Source organism: Segnochrobactrum spirostomi (genome assembly GCF_009600605.1).
In the GTDB taxonomy this organism is placed as follows: domain Bacteria; phylum Pseudomonadota; class Alphaproteobacteria; order Rhizobiales; family Segnochrobactraceae; genus Segnochrobactrum; species Segnochrobactrum spirostomi.
On the sequence record NZ_VWNA01000003.1, the window covers coordinates 355212 to 372773 of the forward strand.

The 17562-nt window shown below is 68.4% G+C and carries 15 protein-coding genes; 8 read left to right on the forward strand and 7 right to left on the reverse strand.

Annotated features, from left to right (window positions below; all coding sequences use genetic code 11):
* Positions 1-6 precede the first annotated feature (6 nt).
* From deoC to F0357_RS21750, 7 genes are all read right to left on the reverse strand, one after another.
* Positions 7-1008: a deoxyribose-phosphate aldolase gene (deoC, locus tag F0357_RS21720; RefSeq protein ID WP_153489973.1), complete on the reverse strand. Its 1002-nt coding sequence runs from the start codon at positions 1006-1008 to the stop codon at positions 7-9.
* Positions 1008-2033, reverse strand: a complete 1026-nt coding sequence (locus F0357_RS21725) for an ABC transporter permease (RefSeq protein WP_153489976.1) — start codon at positions 2031-2033, stop codon at positions 1008-1010. Before F0357_RS21725 ends, deoC begins: the two co-directional genes overlap by 1 nt.
* Entirely contained in the window at positions 2030-3517 is a 1488-nt protein-coding gene (locus F0357_RS21730; RefSeq protein WP_153489986.1) for a sugar ABC transporter ATP-binding protein, read from the reverse strand. Before F0357_RS21730 ends, F0357_RS21725 begins: the two co-directional genes overlap by 4 nt.
* Complete coding sequence (locus F0357_RS21735) at positions 3507-4502, reverse strand: sugar-binding transcriptional regulator (RefSeq protein WP_153489989.1); 996 nt, start codon at positions 4500-4502, stop codon at positions 3507-3509. The genes F0357_RS21730 and F0357_RS21735 overlap by 11 nt, the downstream gene beginning before the upstream one ends.
* A complete protein-coding gene (locus tag F0357_RS21740) occupies positions 4502-6025 on the reverse strand; it encodes an FGGY-family carbohydrate kinase (RefSeq protein ID WP_153489992.1) in 1524 nt (507 codons plus the stop codon). The genes F0357_RS21735 and F0357_RS21740 overlap by 1 nt, the downstream gene beginning before the upstream one ends.
* Positions 6026-6056: 31 nt before the next feature.
* Complete coding sequence (locus F0357_RS21745) at positions 6057-7076, reverse strand: galactitol-1-phosphate 5-dehydrogenase (RefSeq protein WP_153489996.1); 1020 nt, start codon at positions 7074-7076, stop codon at positions 6057-6059.
* Positions 7077-7259: 183 nt separating this feature from the next.
* Entirely contained in the window at positions 7260-8237 is a 978-nt protein-coding gene (locus tag F0357_RS21750; protein WP_153490000.1) for a substrate-binding domain-containing protein, read from the reverse strand.
* 256 nt (positions 8238-8493) lie between these two features.
* Here F0357_RS21750 and F0357_RS21755 point away from each other — a divergent pair, with 256 nt between their 5' ends.
* The 8 genes from F0357_RS21755 (at position 8494) to F0357_RS21790 (ending at position 17561) form a co-directional block, all read left to right on the forward strand.
* Complete coding sequence (locus F0357_RS21755; RefSeq protein ID WP_208948534.1) at positions 8494-8739, forward strand: type II toxin-antitoxin system Phd/YefM family antitoxin; 246 nt, start codon at positions 8494-8496, stop codon at positions 8737-8739.
* Positions 8740-8972: 233 nt separating this feature from the next.
* Positions 8973-11063, forward strand: a complete 2091-nt coding sequence (locus tag F0357_RS21760; protein ID WP_153490014.1) for a bifunctional sugar-binding transcriptional regulator/dihydroxyacetone kinase subunit DhaK — start codon at positions 8973-8975, stop codon at positions 11061-11063.
* Between the two features lie 128 nt (positions 11064-11191).
* Positions 11192-11848, forward strand: coding sequence for a dihydroxyacetone kinase subunit DhaL (gene dhaL / locus F0357_RS21765; protein WP_153490017.1), 657 nt, complete (start codon positions 11192-11194; stop codon positions 11846-11848).
* A 253-nt stretch (positions 11849-12101) separates the two neighbouring features.
* Positions 12102-13580, forward strand: coding sequence for a sugar ABC transporter ATP-binding protein (locus tag F0357_RS21770; protein WP_153490027.1), 1479 nt, complete (start codon positions 12102-12104; stop codon positions 13578-13580).
* 36 nt (positions 13581-13616) lie between these two features.
* Entirely contained in the window at positions 13617-14621 is a 1005-nt protein-coding gene (locus tag F0357_RS21775; protein WP_312861778.1) for an ABC transporter permease, read from the forward strand.
* 79 nt (positions 14622-14700) lie between these two features.
* Positions 14701-15690, forward strand: a complete 990-nt coding sequence (locus F0357_RS21780) for a substrate-binding domain-containing protein (protein ID WP_312861779.1) — start codon at positions 14701-14703, stop codon at positions 15688-15690.
* Between the two features lie 89 nt (positions 15691-15779).
* Positions 15780-16550 carry a GolD/DthD family dehydrogenase gene (locus F0357_RS21785; protein ID WP_153490030.1) on the forward strand — a complete coding sequence of 257 codons (771 nt, stop codon included), beginning with the start codon at positions 15780-15782 and terminating at the stop codon, positions 16548-16550.
* Positions 16551-16565: 15 nt separating this feature from the next.
* Positions 16566-17561 (forward strand): dihydroxyacetone kinase subunit DhaK, encoded by a 996-nt coding sequence (locus tag F0357_RS21790; protein ID WP_153490033.1) that lies wholly within the window; start codon positions 16566-16568, stop codon positions 17559-17561.
* Position 17562: the final 1 nt, after the last annotated feature.

Below are 17562 nucleotides of genomic sequence, written 5' to 3' on the forward strand. Positions count from 1 at the left end.
ATATCCTCAGGCGAGGGGGTGGCGGAGCGCGGCCGAATAGCGGCCGGTGACGTAATGTTCGAGCTGGCGTTCGATATCGCCGAGCATCGAACTCGCGCCGATGCGGAAGAGGTCGGGCTCGAGCCAGCGGCGGCCGAGCTCCTCCTTCATGAGGATGAGCCAGTTCATGGCGTCCTTGGCGGTGCGCAGGCCGCCGGCGGGCTTGAAGCCGATCTGAAAGCCCGTCGCGTCGCCGAAATCACGCAGCGCGCGCACCATGGTGAGGCTGACCGGCAGGGTCGCGTTGACGTCTTCCTTGCCGGTCGAGGTCTTGATGAAGTCGGCGCCCGCCTGCATCGCGACCATCGAGGCCTTGTAGACGTTGCCGAGCGTCTTGAGATCGCCGGTCGCCAGGATCGCCTTGAGGTGCGCCGCCCCGCAGGCCTCGCGCATGGCGGCGACTTCGTCGTAGAGCGCCTGCCAGTTCTGGGTCAGCACGTGCTCGCGGGTGATGACGATGTCGATCTCGTCGGCGCCTTCACCCACCGCATAGCGGATTTCTTCGAGCCGGAGCGGCAGCGGCGTCAGGCCGGCCGGGAAGCCGGTGGCAACGGAGGCGACGGGAATCGCGCTGCCGCGGAGCGCCTTGACCGCCGCGGCGACCATGGTCGGGTAGACGCAGACGGCACCGACCTTCGGTGGCGCGTCGGCGAGGCCGAGCGCTTCGACGAGATCGTCGCGCACCGGCCGCTTCGCCTTCTCGCACAGCCGATGGACGCGGCCGGCGGTGTCGTCGCCGGCGAGCGTCGTGAGGTCGATCACGGTGATCGCCTTGACGAGCCAGGCTGCCTGATAGGCCTTCTTCACGCTGCGGCGGGCCGGCAGGCTCGCCGCGCGCCGCTCTGAGGCGGAGGCGTTGATGCGGATGTCCTCGAACAGGTTCGGCCGAAGCGCGGTGCCGGGATTGCGGACGATCTCCGGAGCGCCGCCCGGAGCGGCCGGGTTTTGGTGAGGGGATGTCTGCAACATCAGTGGCGACCCGTTCTGTTGTCGATGAGGCGGTTCAAGAGGATGGCGGCGACGATGATCACGCCGGTGACCGTCATCTGATAGAACGAACCGAGCCCCAATAGGTTGAAGATATTGCGCAGGACCTGGAGCAACATCACGGCGAAAAAGGTGCCGACCACGCCGCCCCGCCCGCCGAACAGGCTGGTGCCGCCGAGCACCACCGCCGCGATCGCGTCGAGCTCCAGCCCCTGCGCCGCCGTCGGCTGGCCGATCCGCAGCCGCGAGGTCAGCATGATGCCGCCGAGGGACGCCATCAGCCCGGACACTGCGAACACGGCGACGGTGACGAGCCGGGTCGGCAGGCCGGAGAGCCGCGCCGCCTCGGCGTTGCCCCCGGTCGCATAGACATATTCGCCGAACACGGTGAAGCGCAGCACGAAACCGGCCACGAGGCAGACCACGATGAAGGTGATGCCCATCAGCGGGAATTCGACGCCCGGAAGGATCGGGATCATCGCCGAGCCGAACACGCCGAAGGCGCGCGGCAGATTGCCGATCGGGGTGCCCTGCGAGATCAGGTAGGTGAGGCCGCGGAAGGAGACGAGGCCCGCGAGCGTGATGATGAAGCTCGGCACCCGGGCGAAGGCCGAGAGCCCGCCCATCATCGCCCCGCCGAGCGCACCGAAGAGAAGGGTGAGCGGCACCGCGGCCGCGATCGGCACGCCGGACGAGAGCAGGAAGGCGACGATCATGCCGCTCAACGCGACCATGCTGCCGACCGAAAGGTCGATATTCGCGGTCAGGATGACGAAGGTCATGCCGACCGCCACGACGCCGACCACCGCCGCCTGTTGGAACAGGTTCGCGATGTTGCTCGCGGTGAGGAAATTGTCCGAGAGGGCGGTCGCGATCGCGGCGACGAGGAAGAAGATCACCACGAAATTGTAGCGGACGAGGACGACGCCGAGCGCCGCCGCGGGGTTGCGGCGTTCCGCCGGCGGGAGACCGGGTCCGAGCGGGCGCTCGGTGGCTGTCATGGTCATGCCCTTTCTCCCAGAAGCGTGGTTTTCAGGATGTCGTCGCGTTCGCTCGCGTCCGGATCGAAGCACCGGACGTTGCGGCCTTCGTGGAAGACCCAGATCGCGTCGCAGACGGCATAGAGCTCGTCGAGCTCGCTCGAGGCGACGAGGACGGCCGCGCCGTCGGCCGCGAGCCGCCGCACGAGGTCGTAGAGGTCCGCCTTGGCGCCGACGTCGAGGCCGCGGCTCGGCTCGTCGAGCAGCAGCACCTTGCTGCCGTCGATCAGCCACTTGGCGAGCACGACTTTCTGCTGGTTGCCGCCGGAGAGCTGGCGGACCGGGCGGTCGAGATCGGAATAGCGGGTCGAAAGCCGTTGCAGAACCGGCTCGGCACGGGCGCGCTGGGCCTTGTGGCTCAGGAAGCGGTCTTTGCGCAGCGACGGCAGCACGGCATTGCGGTAGATCGCGGCATCGAGCACGAGCCCTTCGGTCTTGCGGCTCTCGGGGACGAGGCCGATGCCGCGGGCGATCGCGTCGGCGGGCCGGCGCGGGCGGAGCGCCTTGCCGTCGAGCGTGACCTCGCCCGAAAAGGGAAGATCGCCGAACAAAGCCTTGAGAAAGGTTGTGCGGCCCGCGCCGTTGAGGCCGGAGAGGCCGACGATTTCGCCCCAGCGGACCTTGAGATCGCGGATGTCGAGGCCGTGCGGGCCTTCGAGCCGGCGCACGTCGAGCGCCACCGCGCCGTCGATCCGGCGGCGGGCGCCGCGCTCGATGAGGGAGCGGTTCTGCCCGACCACCGCCTCGACAAGCGTCGCCTCGTCCGTGCCCTTGACGTCGAAGGTCGCGATGGTGCGGCCGCCGCGCAGCACGGTGACGCGGTCGCCGATCTCGCGGATTTCGTTGAGCCGGTGGCTGACATAGAGGATCGCCACGCCCTGGCGCACGAGATCGCGGATCACCGCGAAGACGTTCTCGAGCTCGTGCTCGTTCAGCGCCGCCGACGGCTCGTCCATGATGATGATCTTGGCATCCATCGTGAGCGAGCGGGCGATCGCGGTGAGTTGCTGGTTGGCGACCGACAGCGTCTCGACCCGGGCGTCGACCGGGAACCGGGCACCGACCCGGCGCAGCGCCTCCTCGGCACGGCGGCGGCGCTCGCGACGGTCGATCAGGGTGAAGCGGCGCGGCGCATGGCCGAGGAAGATGTTCTGCTCGACGGTGAGCTGCGGCACCAGGTCGAGCTCCTGGTAGATCATCGAGATGCCGGCCATGGCCCCTTCATGGGGCGAGCGCATGCGAACCGCGGCGCCGTTGACCAGGATCTCGCCCTTGGACGGCTGGTGGGCACCGCACACCGTCTTGAGCAGGGTCGACTTGCCGGCGCCGTTGGCCCCGAGCAGGCAATGGACCTCGCCCGGGCGCACCGACAGCGAGGCATCGGCGAGCGCGACAACGTTCGGCGGAAAGGTCTTGGCGAGGCCGCGGATCGTCAGGACGTCAGCGGTCATCGCCGTGCTCCAGGCAATAGAGGGCGGTCGCCTCGTCGGTGACGAGCACGTTGATGTAGGAGGCCCGGAGGCAGGTCAGCACGACCGGGTGCTTGCTGCGGCCGGCGCTGACCGCGATCGCCCGTTCCTTGTGCGGCAGGTGCTCCGGGCGCAGGCCGAGGGTGCGGTCGTCGAGCTCCGGATCGGCCATGGCGCCGTCGGCGGTGATGAAATGGCCGAGAATGTCGCCGATCGCGCCGCGCGCCGCGAGCGCCGCGATCTCAGCCTCGTTCAGGTAGCCGGATTCGACCAGCACCGAATGGTTCGACAGCGCGCCGACGCTGAAGCACACGGTCGGCGCGGCCTCGGCGAGGGCGAGCACGTCGGCGATGACCGGGTCCTGCTCGAGCACTTCCCGCGTGCCGCGCTTGCCGACGATCGCCGGCACCGGCAGCAGGGTGGCGCGGCCGTTGCCGGCCTGGGCGAACCGCTCCGCGACCATGTTGGTCTGCTGCGAGGTCGAGCGCAGATTGGTGGCGCCGTTGATGAGGACGACGTGGACGCCGTCGTTCCAGGCCGGCGGCAGCCAGCGGGCGACGGCGGCCATGGTGCGGCCCCACGAGACGCCGATGAGCTCGATCTTCGGGTTGATGCCGGCGAGATATTGCCCCGCCGCCTGGGCGACGCTCTCGAGCGAGATGCCCTCGTCGTCCGAGGGGCCGGTCGGCACCACGATCGCTTCCCGGAGGCCGAAGGCGCGCTGGAGCTCGACCTCGATATCCGGCCGGCGCTGGGAGCGCGGCACGATCTCGATGCGGACGATGCCGATTTCGCGCGCCTCGCGGATGAGGCGGCTCACCTGCCAGCGGGTGAGGCCGACCTCCGTCGCGATCTCGCTCTGGGTCTTCTCGAGGTCGTAATAGAGCTTCGCCACCTGGACCATGAGCTGCTCGCGCAATTCGTCCGAGGGCAGGCGGACCGTGGTCTGCTGGGTGGGCGCGGACATCAGGCGGCCTCCAGCGTGGTGCGCGACAGGCGGTGGGCGAGGGGAGTGACCGCTTCCGTGGCTTGGCGGTAGAGCCCAAGGAGGTCGCTGTAGGCGGCGTGCGCGCTCGGGTCCGGCTCGTGGAGGACGGCCGGCGCCGCGAACGCCTCTGAGGCCTCGATGAGGCTCGGGAACAGGCCGAGACCCGTCGCGGCCGCGGCGAAGCCGCCGCGCAGAGACAGATTGTCCTCGCGGGCGACGAGGACGGGCGCGCCGATGGCGTCCACCGTCGTCTTGAGCCAGAGCGGGTTCTTGCAGATGCCGCCCGCCATGACGAAGCGGTCCATGGCGATGCCGGCGCTGCGCAGGCCGTCGACGATGGCGAGGGAGCCGAGCGCGACCGCTTCGACCGCGGCGCGGTAGATCGCGGCGCGATCGTGCCACAGCGAGAGGCCGAGGAAGGCGCCGCGCAGGTTGGGGTCGCGGTAGGGGGTGCGGTTGCCCATCCAATAATCGAGGGCGAGCAGGCCGCCGGCCCCGACTGGGACCGCCGCCGCCTCGGCCAGGAGGCCTTCGAAGCCCTTCTCGTCGAGGCCGAAGATGCGGTCGGACAGCCACGAAAGGATCGAGCCCGCCGAGACCTGACCGCCCTCGATGAGCCACAGGCCGTCGGCGAGGGCGGACGGGTAGGGCCCCCAGATGCCGGCCATGCGGGGCGGTTCGGCGGCCTGGGCGAGATGCACGACGGAGGTGCCGGCGATCATCAGGAGGCCGCCGGGTTTCACGGTGTTCGCGCCGTAGACGCCCATGTGGGCATCGATGCCGCCTTGCGCCACGACCGCGCCCGGCATGAGGCCGAGCTCGGCTGCCGCCTCGGGGCGGAGCGTGCCGACCACGCCGCCGACGGGCACGATCTCGGACGGCAGCTTTTCGATGAGGTCCGGCACGCCGAAGGCCGCAAACAGATCGGGCGAAAAGCGGCCGGCGAGCGGGTCGTAGTTCCACTTGCAGGTCGCGTTCATCTGCGACCCCGCCCAGCGTCCCGTAAGGCGGAAATTGACGTAATCCACCGCCTCGCAGATCACATCTGCGGTGCGATAGACCTCCGCTTCGTGCTTGGCGAGCCACATCGCCTTCGGCACCAGCCACTCGACCGCGTCGCCGCCGCCGCTGAAGGCGAGGACGGGATGGGCGACCCGTTCGGTGGCGCGGGATTCCTCCGCGGCGCGGCAGTCCATCCAGAGGATCGCGGGACGGAGCGGTGTGCCGTCGCGACGGGCGACGACGACCGTGGACGCGGTGGTCGCGACCGTGATGCCCGCGATCTCGGCGGCGCCGGCAAGGCCGGCTTTGGCCGTGGCCGCGCGCGTCGCGGCGATCGCCGCTTCCCACCACGCGAGCGGGTCCTGCTCCGCCCAGCCGGGGCGGGGATGGCTCGTGGCGTAGGCCCGCTCGGCCTGACCGCGGATCGCCCTGGTGTCCGTGTCGTAGAGGCCCGCGCGGACCCCGCCGGTGCCGAAATCGAGAGCGAGCAAGAGGGTCATGGGCTGCCTCCGGGGACGTCGCGCCGACGGTTCAGGGACGGAACATCACCTTGGAGAAGAAGAAGCTCCGATCCTTGAACCGCTCGAAGATCGACGGAAGCTCGGCGAGCGGCAAGTCGTGGGTGATCATGAACTCCCACTTGAGATCGCCGGAGGCGAGCTTGTCGAGGGCGACCGTCCATTGGGGACCCGGGAACGGCGCCCCGAACGAGTTCCAGGAGCCGTGCAGCGAGATTTCCTGGCGGAGGAAATGCTGGAAGGTCTTCTGCTCCAGCGTCACGTCGCTCACGGGGATGCCGATGAAGGTGACGTGGCCGCCCGGCGCGCACTGCCGCGCCGCCGCATTGATCGAGCTCGGATGGCCGGCCGCCTCGATGATGACGTCGCAAAGGAGGTCGTTCGGCAGGGGATCGGTCGCGAGGAAGGTATGGGTCGCGCCGGCCTCTCTGGCCTGGGCGAGCTTCTCGGGCGAGACGTCGATCGCCACCACCTCGCTCGCGCCCATCAGGCGCATCCACTGGATGGCGAAGAGGCCGATCGGCCCGCACCCGATGACGCCGCCGCGGGCGCCGATGGTGACGCCGCCGGCCTTCCACAGCGCATGGAGGGCGATCGAGGCGGGGTCGGTCATCGCCACGGCCCGCGGATCGAGGCCGGGCGGGGTCTTGAGCAGGTTCGAGACCGGCACCGCGACGAATTCCGCATAGGCGCCGTCGCGACGGCTGCCGAAATAATCGTAGTTGCGGCAGCGCGAGAACTGACCGCGCCGGCATTGGTCGCAGGTGCCGCAGGCGATGAGGGGCGGCACGGCGACGAGTTCGCCCATCGAGAAGCCGTCGACGCCCGCGCCGATCTCGACGATGTGGCCGGAGAATTCGTGGCCGCAGATCAGCGGCATCTTGTGTGCGCCCTTGATGAGCATGCGCGGCAGGTCCGAGCCGCAGACGCCGACCGCGGCGACCTTCAGAAGCACCTCGCCGGGGCCGGCTTCGGGCTTTCGAACGTCTTCCAGCCGGATATCGCCGGGGGAATGGAGCACTGCGGCACGCATGGGATCACCTGTCATCCGAGGGGTCACGGTCGGCACCGGTGCGCCTCGCGAGGCGCACCGGCCGCATCGTCGGCCTCGGCGGGGAGGCCGTTCTGGGAGAGGGGCGTGGGAAGCCGGGCTCCCGGAGCAGGACTCCGGGCGCGGCTTCGGGACGCCGGGGCCGCGGGCGGACCCGCGCTCGGCTCAATTGCTGCCGAGAACGTCCGGGCGATACTCGGCGAACAGGCCGGTGTGCTTGACGTCGCCGACATTCGCCTTCGTCACGAGCGCCGTGCCGGCATCGACGAAGGTCGGGACCTTCTTGCCGTCCTTGATCGCCCGGGCGACCTGGATCGTGACGTCGCCGAGATATTGCGGGTCGTTGAGGGCGGTCGCGACATAATTGCCGTTCGGCATCGCGTCGAGCGCTTCGGAGAGGCCGTCCACGCCGGCGACCATCACGTCGTTGCGGCCGGCTTCCTTCAGCACCTGGAGGGCGCCGAGGGCCATGTCGTCGTTGTGGGCATAGACGACGTTGACGTCCGGATTGGCCTGGAGCAGGTCCTGCATCGCCGTCACGGCATTGGCGCGGATATATTCCGCGTAGGGCCCTTCGACGATGACGTTGCCGCTGTCCTTCATGGCGTCGTGGAAGCCGTCACGACGGTCCATCATGACCGCGCCGCCGGCGTCACCCTGGATTTCGATGATCTTCGCCTTGGACTTGCCGGCCGCTTTGAGGGCGCTCTCGACCGCCTGACCGACGATAAATCCCATCTTCTTGTTGTCGCGCCCGACATGGGCGGTGAACTTGTCTTTGACCGAGCGGTCGACGGTCACGACCGGAATGTGCGCCTGCTCGGCCGCTTCCAGCGACGGCTCGACGGCGTCGGCATTGGCCGGATTGATGATGAGGACATCGACCTTCTGGGTGATGAGGTCCTGGATGTCGTTGTTCTGCTTGCTCACGTCGCCGTTGGCGTCGAGGAAGATCAACTCGTCGCCACCGGCCTTGGCGGCGGCGATCGCGCCGTCGCGAAGCTGCACATAGAACGGCGATTGCAGGGTGACCTGGCTGAACCCGATCTTCAGGCCCTTGGCATCGGCCTGACCGCTGAACGCGACGGCACCACAGGCAATAGCGAACACGCCCAGCCGCAGGGCGGCTTTCCGCAAAGACATCGTCTCCTCCCATATTGTTTTTCACAGATGAGCATTTTTTGCTCATCTGTTGCGCCTATCTACGAGCCGATTCCGCTCGGAATCAACGAAAAACGTCGCTGCAATGCACAAAGGTGAAATCGGCGCTCAAATGTGATTTTCGCGTGCGCCGACGCGAAGATACGGGGGAAAGCGAGGTTGGACGCCACGCGCTGTGCATGAGGGCGCGCTCGTGGTAAATTTGCGATCGCCTATAATGATCGGACGGGAGCGGGCCGTGGGAGAAGTCCAACTCGCAGAGGCCAAGGCGAACCTCACTCAATTGATCGACTCCGTCGAGAGCGGCGAAACAATCGTCATCACGAGGGATGGCAAAGCCGTTGCGCGCATTATTCCAGAGATGGAGCAGGGCGCAGTAAAGACGCGAACGGCAATGCAGGAAATTGCGGCGTTCCGGCAAACCATGCCCTCGATCGGTCTCGCAGACCTTCAATCGGCGCGTCGTGTGGGACAAAAAGGCTGATGCCGTTCGTGGTCGACGCCTCGGTCGCGGCAAGCGCTCCATAGCTAGTACTCGAAAAGCGGGGGCATCGCGGGCAATCGCAGGGCAGGTGTGGGCTCCCCCGAGCCGTGCGTGCCGCCGCCCGTTTGACATATGTCGTGGACGGTTCAAATTATGACGCGCGACCAGATCGTTCGGTTGCGCCGCGCGTTGCCGTCGCGGCCTCACACCCGTCCAAGCGAGACCCCTTCCGAATGTCCGGACGAGCATCCCCATCCCCGCGGTCCACCGGCGTGCGCCGGGTCGCGGGGGACGATGCGCAATCGGGCTCGCCGCTGCGCTTCGGCGGCGATCCGCATGTGTGGGCGTGCTGGCTCTATTATCAGGACGGACTGACCCAGGGCGAAATCGCCGAGGCGATGGGAATCTCGCGGGCGACCGTCAATGCCTATCTCTCGGAGGCGCGCGAGAAGGGCATCGTCAACATCTCGCTCGATCCGAGCCGGCTCGCCTCGCTCACCATCGCCGAGGACCTGCGCCGCCATTTCGGCCTGGACGAATGCCTCGTGGTGCCGAGCGAGGAAACGCGGCCGCTGATCGACCGTCTCGCGATGGCCGGCGCCCTCGCCTTGCGCACGATCCTCAAATCCGGCGATACGCTCGGTGTCGTCTGGGGTCGCACCGTGATGGCGATCGCGGAGCGGCTCGACCTGCCGTCTCTGCACGACATGACCGTGGTGCAGGCGACCGGCGCCACGCCCGCAACCTTCCCGTACACGCCGACCCTGTGCGCCCTCGCGTTCGCCCGGGCGCTTTCGGCGCGGTGCGTGAACATCTCGGCACCCGCGATTGTCGGTTCGCCGGATCTCGCCCGCATCTTGATGGAGGAGCGCCTCGTCGCCGGCGAATTCGCCGCGCTCGAGGCTGCCAACCGCATCGTCTTCGGCATCTCCTCGCTGCGCCCGAACTCGACCATTCATGCGAGCGGGTTCTTCGAGGAGGTCTCGCTCCAGCATTATCTGGCGCAAGGGGCGGTGGGCGTGCTCGCGGGCCGCTTCATCGACCGGCAGGGTGCCCTGGTCGAGGGACCTCTCGACGCCCGCACCATCGGCATTCCGCTCGACAAGTTGGCGGCGATCCGTACCCGCATCGCGGTCGCCGGCGGGTTCGACAAGGTGCCGGCGTTGCTCGCCCTCCTGCGCGGCGGTTACGCGAATGTCCTCATCACCGACGCGGCCACCGGGCGTGGCATTCTCAACGCCGATGGCGGCGTCGTGCCCCGTCCGCGCACCGCGGCGCCGGCCCGCGCCGCGTCGGGTTCGCCCGCCTCGGTACGCACCCACGTCAAGAAATTCCTGAACCGGCCGGCCGATGCCGTCGACGAGATGCTCGAAGGCGCGCTTCAGGCCCACGGCCGCCATCTCGTGGCGCTCGCCGGCCAGCGCCGCGTCTTCGTCGCCCGTCACGGACCGCGGCCGGGCAAGGTCGGTCTCGTCGTCGGCGGCGGCGCCGGACACGAGCCGTGCTTCCTCGGCTATGTCGGTCGAGGCCTCGCCGACGCGGTCGTCGTCGGAAACGTCTTCTCCTCGCCGCCGCCGGACCCGATTGCCGATGGTGCCCGCGCCGTCTCGGGCGGGGCGGGGGTGCTGTTCGTCTACGGCAACTATGCCGGCGACGTGATGAACTTCGAGATGGCGGCGGAGCTGGTCGAGGCCGACGGCATCAAGGTGCGCACGGTGCTGACGACCGACGACATCGCCTCGTCGGCGCGGGAGGATCGCGACGGGCGCCGGGGCGTCGCCGGCAACGTCCTGGTCTTCAAGATCGCCGGCGCGGCCTGCGATCTCGGCCTGTCGCTCGAGACCTGCGAGGCGATGGCGCGCAAGGCGAACCGACGCACCTTCACCATGGGCGTCGCCCTCGAGCCCTGCTCGTTGCCGCAAAGTCGCCGGCCGAACTTCGAGCTCGGCGCGGAGGAGATGGAGGTCGGTATCGGCATCCACGGGGAGCCCGGCGTCGCCCGGGCACCCGTTGCGCCGGCCGACGCGATCGTCGACCGCATCATGGATGCGATCTTCGCCGAGATGAACCCAGCCCCCGGAGATCGCGTGGCGGTGCTCGTCAACTCCTTCGGCGCGACGCCGATGATGGAGCTCTACATCCTCTATCGGCGCGTCGCGCAGCGCCTCGCCGCGCGCGGCCTCGTCATCGCGGCGAACTGGATCGGGCCCTATTGCACCTCGCTCGACATGGCGGGGGCCTCGATCTCGATCCTGCATCTCGACGAGGAGTTGTGGACGCTGCTGAAGCACCCGTGCGACGCCGCAGCTTTGAGTGTCGTGTAAGCGGCAACACGGGCGGCTATAAAGCAAGCAAACTCGGCCGGCTCTCGCCGCACCAATGGCGGAACCCGGGACCAGAACGAAGGGCACCCAGCGCGAGCGGGGAGACCCCGATGGGAGGGAGACCTGACATGTCCGGCAGCGCGGCCCGGCGCCTCATCGCGACGTTCGCCCGGATCTCCGACGCCATCGACGCGGCGGCGGAACACCTGTCCGAGCTCGACGGCGCGATCGGCGATGCCGATCACGGAATCTCCATGGCCCTCGGCTTCGAGGCGGTCGCGGTGGCGCTCGGCCAGCCGCGTGCCGAGCTCGCCACACCCGCCGGCGTGCTGAACGCGGCCGCGGGGGCCTTCCTCAACGCGGTGGGCGCTTCGACCGGACCGCTCTATGCGACGGGATTTCGCCGCGCCGGAGAGCGTCTCGGGGCGGTGGAGGTGCTGGATGCCGCGACGGTCGCGGCGATGTTGCAGGCGTTCGCGGCCGGTGTGCGCGAGCGCGGCAAGGGTCAGCGCGGCGACAAGACGATGCTCGACGTCTGGATTCCGGCGGCGGAGGCCGCCGCGCAGGCCGCAGCCGCGGGGCGCGGCGGCGCCGATTTCTGGACGGCGGTGACGGTTGCTGCCGAGCAAGGCGCGGCGGCCACGGCCTCGATGGTCGCGACGCGGGGCCGGGCGGCACGGCTCGGCGAGCGTTCCCTCGGCCATGTCGATCCGGGCGCGGCGTCCGCCGTCATCATCATCGCCGCCATGGCGGACGCGCTGGACGATCTCCCGAACGCGGCCTGAGCCGCCCATCGCCTTTGCGAGTCGAGAATCCACGGCCGGGGTCCGTCGACTCCGCCGAGGGCGTCCCATGGCCTCTCGATGACTCTTGTTGCGACCGCTGCACAGGCGTCTCGGTTTGCGCGGCGACGGTGTCTGCAACGCCTGCATTGACATATGTCGATCTATCATCGAACATTGTCAAAACGCCGAAGCAAAAATCGCGACCGCCTGATCCGCTCGACGGGTCGGCAGGTGCGGCGGGAGGACAGACGTCATGGAGCCGCTGCTGGAAGTCGAAGGGCTGAAGAAGTCCTTCGGAGGGGTCGCCGCCCTGTCGAATGGGCGCTTTCGGCTCGACGCCGGCTCGGTTCACGCGCTGTGTGGCGGCAACGGCGCCGGCAAGTCCACCTTCCTGAAGATCCTTATGGGCATCCTGCCGCGCGACGCCGGCACGATCCGCCGCCGGGGCGAGGCGGTGAGCTTTTCCTCGCCGGCGGACGCGCTCGCCTCCGGCATCGCCATCATCGAGCAGGAACTGAGCCCCGTCCCGCACATGACGGTGGCGGAGAACATCTTCCTGGGCCGCGAGCCCTCGACCCGCTTCGGCGGCATCGATTTCCGCTCCATGAACCGGGCCGCGCAGGATCTCCTTGACCGCCTGGAATTCGGCATCCGCGCCACCCGCACGATGATGAGCCTGACCGTCGCGCAGATGCAGCTCGTCGAGATCGCCAAGGCGCTGAGCCACGACGCCGAGGTGATCTTCATGGACGAGCCGACCTCGGCGATAGGCGAGCGAGAGGCGCAACATCTGTTCGCGGCGATCGAACGGCTCAAGGCGCAGGGCCGCGGTGTCGTCTATGTCTCGCACCGGCTCTCGGAGATCTTCCAGATCGCCGACAGCTACACGGTGTTCCGCGATGGCGCTTATGTCGGGAGCGGCGCGCTCGCCGAGATCGATCGGCCGGCCCTGATCCGCATGATCGTCGGCCGCGAGCTCGCGGAGGAGTACGTCAAGACCAACGTGCCGACCGCCGCGGCCGGGCTCGAGGTCGAGGGTCTCGCCCGCCCCGGCCTCATCGAGGATGTCTCGTTTTCCGCGCACAAGGGCGAGATCTTCGGCATCTACGGGCTGATGGGCTCCGGCCGCACCGAGATCTTCGAGGCGCTGTTCGGTCTCGCCCGGCCGAGCGCCGGCACGATCCGCGTGGAAGGCAAGCCGGTCAAGGTCGCCAAGCCGGCCGATGCGATGGCCCTCGGCATGGCGCTCGTCACGGAGGACCGCAAGCTGAGCGGTCTCAATCTGCTCGGTTCCGTCCGGGCCAACATCTGCATGGCGAATTTGCCGGCGCTGGGCGGCCTCCTCGCCATGAACGCCGGGAAGGAAGCCCAGGCGAGCCGCGCGATGCGCGAGCGTTTCCAGATCAAGGCCGCGGACGATCAGATGCGGGTCGGCGGCCTGTCCGGCGGAAACCAGCAGAAGGTCGTGCTCGGCAAGTGGTTCCTGCGCAACCCGAAGATCCTGCTGCTCGATGAACCGACGCGCGGCGTCGATGTCGGTGCCAAGCGCGAGATCTACCGCATCATGTCCGATTTCGCTGAAGGCGGCGGCACGGTCGTCATGATCTCGTCGGAGCTCGACGAGGTCCTCGGCATGTCCGACCGCATCCTCGTGATGAAGGCCGGTCGACCGGTCGGAACCTATGCGCGCCGCGACGCGAATGCCGAGACGCTGGTCCACCTGTCGACCTGACCGGCCGGAACGACAAGACAGAGAGGAATTCCCAAGGTGTCTTCCCGCGAGACCAACGCCTCGAACGGCTGGTTCGCTCCGCATCGGCGGCGCGCGATCCTGCACGAATACGGCATCTTCATCGCCTTGATCCTGCTCGCCGGTATTCTCTCGGTTTCCAACGAATATTTCCTGACCGCAGGCAATATCTCCAACATCCTGCTGCAGACCTCGATCAACGGGGTGCTGGCCATCGGCATGACGTTCGTCATCCTGACCGGCGGCATCGATCTGTCGGTCGGGTCGGTCGCAGCACTCGCCGGCATCGTCAGCGCGAGCCTCGTGACGACCTCGGCGACCGCGGGCGTCGCCGGCGCGCCGTTCCCGATGGAGCTGGCGCTCCTCGTCGGCCTCGGCGCCGGGATCGCCTGCGGCGCCGTCTCGGGCACGATCGTCTCCTACTTTTCCGTGCCCGCCTTCGTCGCGACCCTCGGGATGCTCTCGGCGGCGCGCGGCATGACGCTGATCTACGGCGGCGGCCGGCCGGTGCCCGCGCTCATTCCGGAGTTCCGCTGGATCGGCACGGGCAATGTGCTCGGCATCCCGACGCCCGTGGTGGCGCTGGCGATCGTATTCGGCCTCGCCTGGTGGATCCTGAACCGCACCCGCTTCGGCCGCTACATCTACGCCGTCGGCGGCAACGCCCACGCCGCGAAGACCTCGGGCATCAATGTCGGTCGCATCCGCTTCAGCGTCTACGCCATTTCCGGCGGTCTCGCCGGTCTCGCCGGCATGCTGCTGTCGGCTCGCACGGGCTCCGCGCTGCCGCAGGCCGGCATCGCCTACGAGCTCGACGCCATCGCCGCGGTCGTCATCGGCGGCACCTCTCTCTCGGGCGGCGTCGGCCGCATCACCGGCACGCTCGTCGGGGCGCTCATCATCGGGGTCATGAACAACGGCCTCGATCTGATGGGAATCGAATCCTACTACCAGCAGGTTCTCAAAGGCGTCCTGATCGTGGGCGCCGTCATGCTGGATCGCAGGCGGAGCATGGGCGCTTAGGCTCCAGCGGACCGGCGGCCAGGCCCGGCCGCCCGGACGGGATAGAACAGCGCCAAAAATAGCAACCGGAGGAAAACACGTGAAGAAACTCATCATGGCCCTGATTTCGGCCACGGCCCTCATGGTCGTGCCCGCGGCCGCCAAGGACACGCTCAAGATCGCCGCGGCGCCCTACGGCCTCAACGCCGAGTTCATGCAGATCTGGACCGCCGCTCTGAAAGAGCATCCGGCGGTGAAGAACGGCGACGTGACGCTGACCGTGTTCGACGGCCGCTACGACGCGCTCGTCCAGCAGGATCAGTTCAAGACCATGGCGACGCAGAAGTTCGACGCCATCATCTTCGTGCCGATCGACGTCGAAGCCGGCGCCGCGGCGGTGCAGACGGCCGCCGATGCGGGCATCCCGGTGATCGGCTCCAACACCCGCGTGAACTCGAACCTGCTGTCGTCCTATGTCGGCTCGGACGACACCATCTCCGGCTATCTCGAAGCCAAGGCGGTGCTGGACAAGATCGGCTGCAAGGGCAACGTCGTCATCATCGAGGGGCCGATCGGCCAGTCGGCGCAGATCCAGCGGCTGAAGGGCAACCAGAAGGCGCTCGCCGAGTGCCCGAACGTCAAGGTGCTCGAGCAGCAGACCGCCAACTGGTCGCGCGCCGAGGCGCAGACCCTGATGGAGAACTGGCTCACCGCCCATCCCAACCAGATCCAGGGCGTGATCGGCCAGAACGACGAGATGGCGCTCGGTGCCATCGAGGCGATCAAGTCGGCCAACCTCGATGTCAAGTCCTTCGCCATCGCCGGCATCGACGGCATCACCGACGGACTGCGCGCCGTGAAGGCGGGCGAGATGACCTCGATCCTCCAGGACGCCCGCGCCCAGGCGCAGGGGGCCATGGACCTCGCGATCTTCTATGCCAAGAAGGGCGACTACAAGCCGGAATCCGACATCTGGCAGCAATATGCCAAGCAGATGCCGTGGAACGGCGGCAAGGACAAGGAATACAACGTTCCCTGGACGCCGGTCACCGCCGAGAACGTCGACGCGCTGCTTGCGACGCGCAAATAATCGCCGCCGCGGCCGTCGTCAGGACGGCCCGCGATGATCGGCCGGGGCGGGCATGTGGCTCGCCCCGCCACAACGAACCGGGGAAAACAATGTCCGCATCGGGCTCCATCGACCTTTCGTTCTCGCTCGCCGGCAAGACGGCGCTCGTCACCGGTGCCGCCTCCGGGATCGGCAGTGCCATCGCCTCCGCCTTCGCCGCCAAGGGCGCACGGGTCGGCGTGATCGACCTCAACGAGGCCCAGGCCTCCGCCAAGGCCGCCGCGCTCGGCGGCGAAGCCAAGGCGTTCACCTGCGACGTCTCGGATCCGGCCTCCGCCGAGGCGGCGATCGCCGCGGCAGTCGCCGCGTTCGGCGGGATCGACATCGTCGTGAACAGCGCCGGCATCGTCCAACTCGCCCCGGCGGAAGAGTTGCCGCTCGATTTCTGGACCCGCACGATCGCCGTCAATTTGAGCGGCACCTTCTTCGTGTCCCAAGCCGCGGGCCGCGCCATGATCCGCGCCGGCAAGGGCGGCAAGATCATCAACCTCGCCTCCCAGGCGGGCACGGTCGCGATCGAGCAGCACGTCTCCTATTGCGCGTCGAAGTTCGGCGTCATCGGCCTTTCGAAGGTGCTGGCCGCGGAATGGGGCAAGCACGGCATCACCGTGAACACGATCTCGCCGACCGTCGTGCTGACCGAGCTCGGCAAGAAGGCGTGGGACGGCCCGCACGGCGACGCCCTCAAGGCGCGCATCCCGGTCGGCCGTTTCGCCGAGCCGGAGGAGATCGCGGCCGCCGCGGTGTTCCTCGCCTCCAACGGGGCGGACATGATCAACGGCGCCGACCTGCTCGTCGACGGCGGCTACACCATTCTCTGAGGGATTTCTCCTATTATGCAGCGTTTCATCAATAATCCCGACGAGGTGGTCGAAGACACCCTGAAGGGCTTCGTCAAAGCGCATCGCGATCTGGTGCGGCTGTCGGAGCGCAATCCGCGCGTGGTCGCCGCCCAGGTGGCACCGATCGCGGGCAAGGTGGGCGTCATCACCGGCGGCGGCTCGGGGCACGAGCCGGCCTTCATCGGCTATACCGGGCGGACCATGCTCGACGCCGTCGCGGTCGGCGAGCTGTTCTCCTCGCCGACGGCGAAGAGCTTCCTCGACGCGGCCCGCGAGGCGAACGGGGGCAAGGGCGTCGTCTGCCTCTACGGCAACTATGCCGGCGACAACATGAACGTGAAGATGGCGGTGCAACTCGCCGCCAAGGAGGGCCTGACCATCGCGACCGTCGTCGCCAACGACGACGTGTGCTCTGCGCCCGCCTCCGAGCGGGAGAAGCGGCGCGGTGTCGCCGGCGAGATCTTCATGTGGAAGGTCGGGGCGGCGAAGGCGGCCGAGGGCGCGAGCCTCGAGGAGGTGCGTGCCACCGCGCAGAAGGCGATCGATTCGTGCCGCTCGGTCGGCATCGGCCTCGGGCCCTGCACCCTGCCGGCGGTCGGGCATCCGAATTTCGAGATCGCGCCGGGCACGATGGAAGTCGGTATCGGCCACCACGGCGAGCCGGGCACCCGCGTCGAGCCGCTCAAGACCGCCGCCGAGATCGGCCGCGACATGGCCTCCATCGTGCTCGACGACCACGGCTTGGCGGCGGGCACGGAGGTTGCCGTCCTCGTCTCCGGCCTCGGCGCGACGCCGCTCAACGAGCTCTACATCCTCAACGATGCGATCGAGGCGGAGATCACCGCGCGCGGGCTCGTGGTGCACAAGACCTATGTCGGCAACTATTTCACCTCGCTCGAGATGGTCGGCGCGACGTTGACCGTGATGGCGCTCGACGACGAGCTGAAGCGCCTTCTGGCGGTCGAAGCGGCCTGCCCGGCCGGGCTTTGAG

What these genes read in the sequence shown, in the direction of transcription:
- F0357_RS21735 (WP_153489989.1), bottom strand. Translation starts at nt 4,502, where the DNA reads ATGTCCGCGCCCACCCAGCAGACCACGGTCCGCCTGCCCTCGGACGAA.
- F0357_RS21770 (WP_153490027.1), top strand. Translation starts at nt 12,102, where the DNA reads ATGGAGCCGCTGCTGGAAGTCGAAGGGCTGAAGAAGTCCTTCGGAGGG.
- F0357_RS21730 (WP_153489986.1), bottom strand. Translation starts at nt 3,517, where the DNA reads ATGACCGCTGACGTCCTGACGATCCGCGGCCTCGCCAAGACCTTTCCG.
- F0357_RS21745 (WP_153489996.1), bottom strand. Translation starts at nt 7,076, where the DNA reads ATGCGTGCCGCAGTGCTCCATTCCCCCGGCGATATCCGGCTGGAAGAC.
- F0357_RS21790 (WP_153490033.1), top strand. Translation starts at nt 16,566, where the DNA reads ATGCAGCGTTTCATCAATAATCCCGACGAGGTGGTCGAAGACACCCTG.
- deoC (WP_153489973.1), bottom strand. Translation starts at nt 1,008, where the DNA reads ATGTTGCAGACATCCCCTCACCAAAACCCGGCCGCTCCGGGCGGCGCT.
- F0357_RS21750 (WP_153490000.1), bottom strand. Translation starts at nt 8,237, where the DNA reads ATGTCTTTGCGGAAAGCCGCCCTGCGGCTGGGCGTGTTCGCTATTGCC.
- F0357_RS21785 (WP_153490030.1), top strand. Translation starts at nt 15,780, where the DNA reads ATGTCCGCATCGGGCTCCATCGACCTTTCGTTCTCGCTCGCCGGCAAG.
- F0357_RS21760 (WP_153490014.1), top strand. Translation starts at nt 8,973, where the DNA reads ATGTCCGGACGAGCATCCCCATCCCCGCGGTCCACCGGCGTGCGCCGG.
- F0357_RS21740 (WP_153489992.1), bottom strand. Translation starts at nt 6,025, where the DNA reads ATGACCCTCTTGCTCGCTCTCGATTTCGGCACCGGCGGGGTCCGCGCG.
- dhaL (WP_153490017.1), top strand. Translation starts at nt 11,192, where the DNA reads ATGTCCGGCAGCGCGGCCCGGCGCCTCATCGCGACGTTCGCCCGGATC.
- F0357_RS21725 (WP_153489976.1), bottom strand. Translation starts at nt 2,033, where the DNA reads ATGACCATGACAGCCACCGAGCGCCCGCTCGGACCCGGTCTCCCGCCG.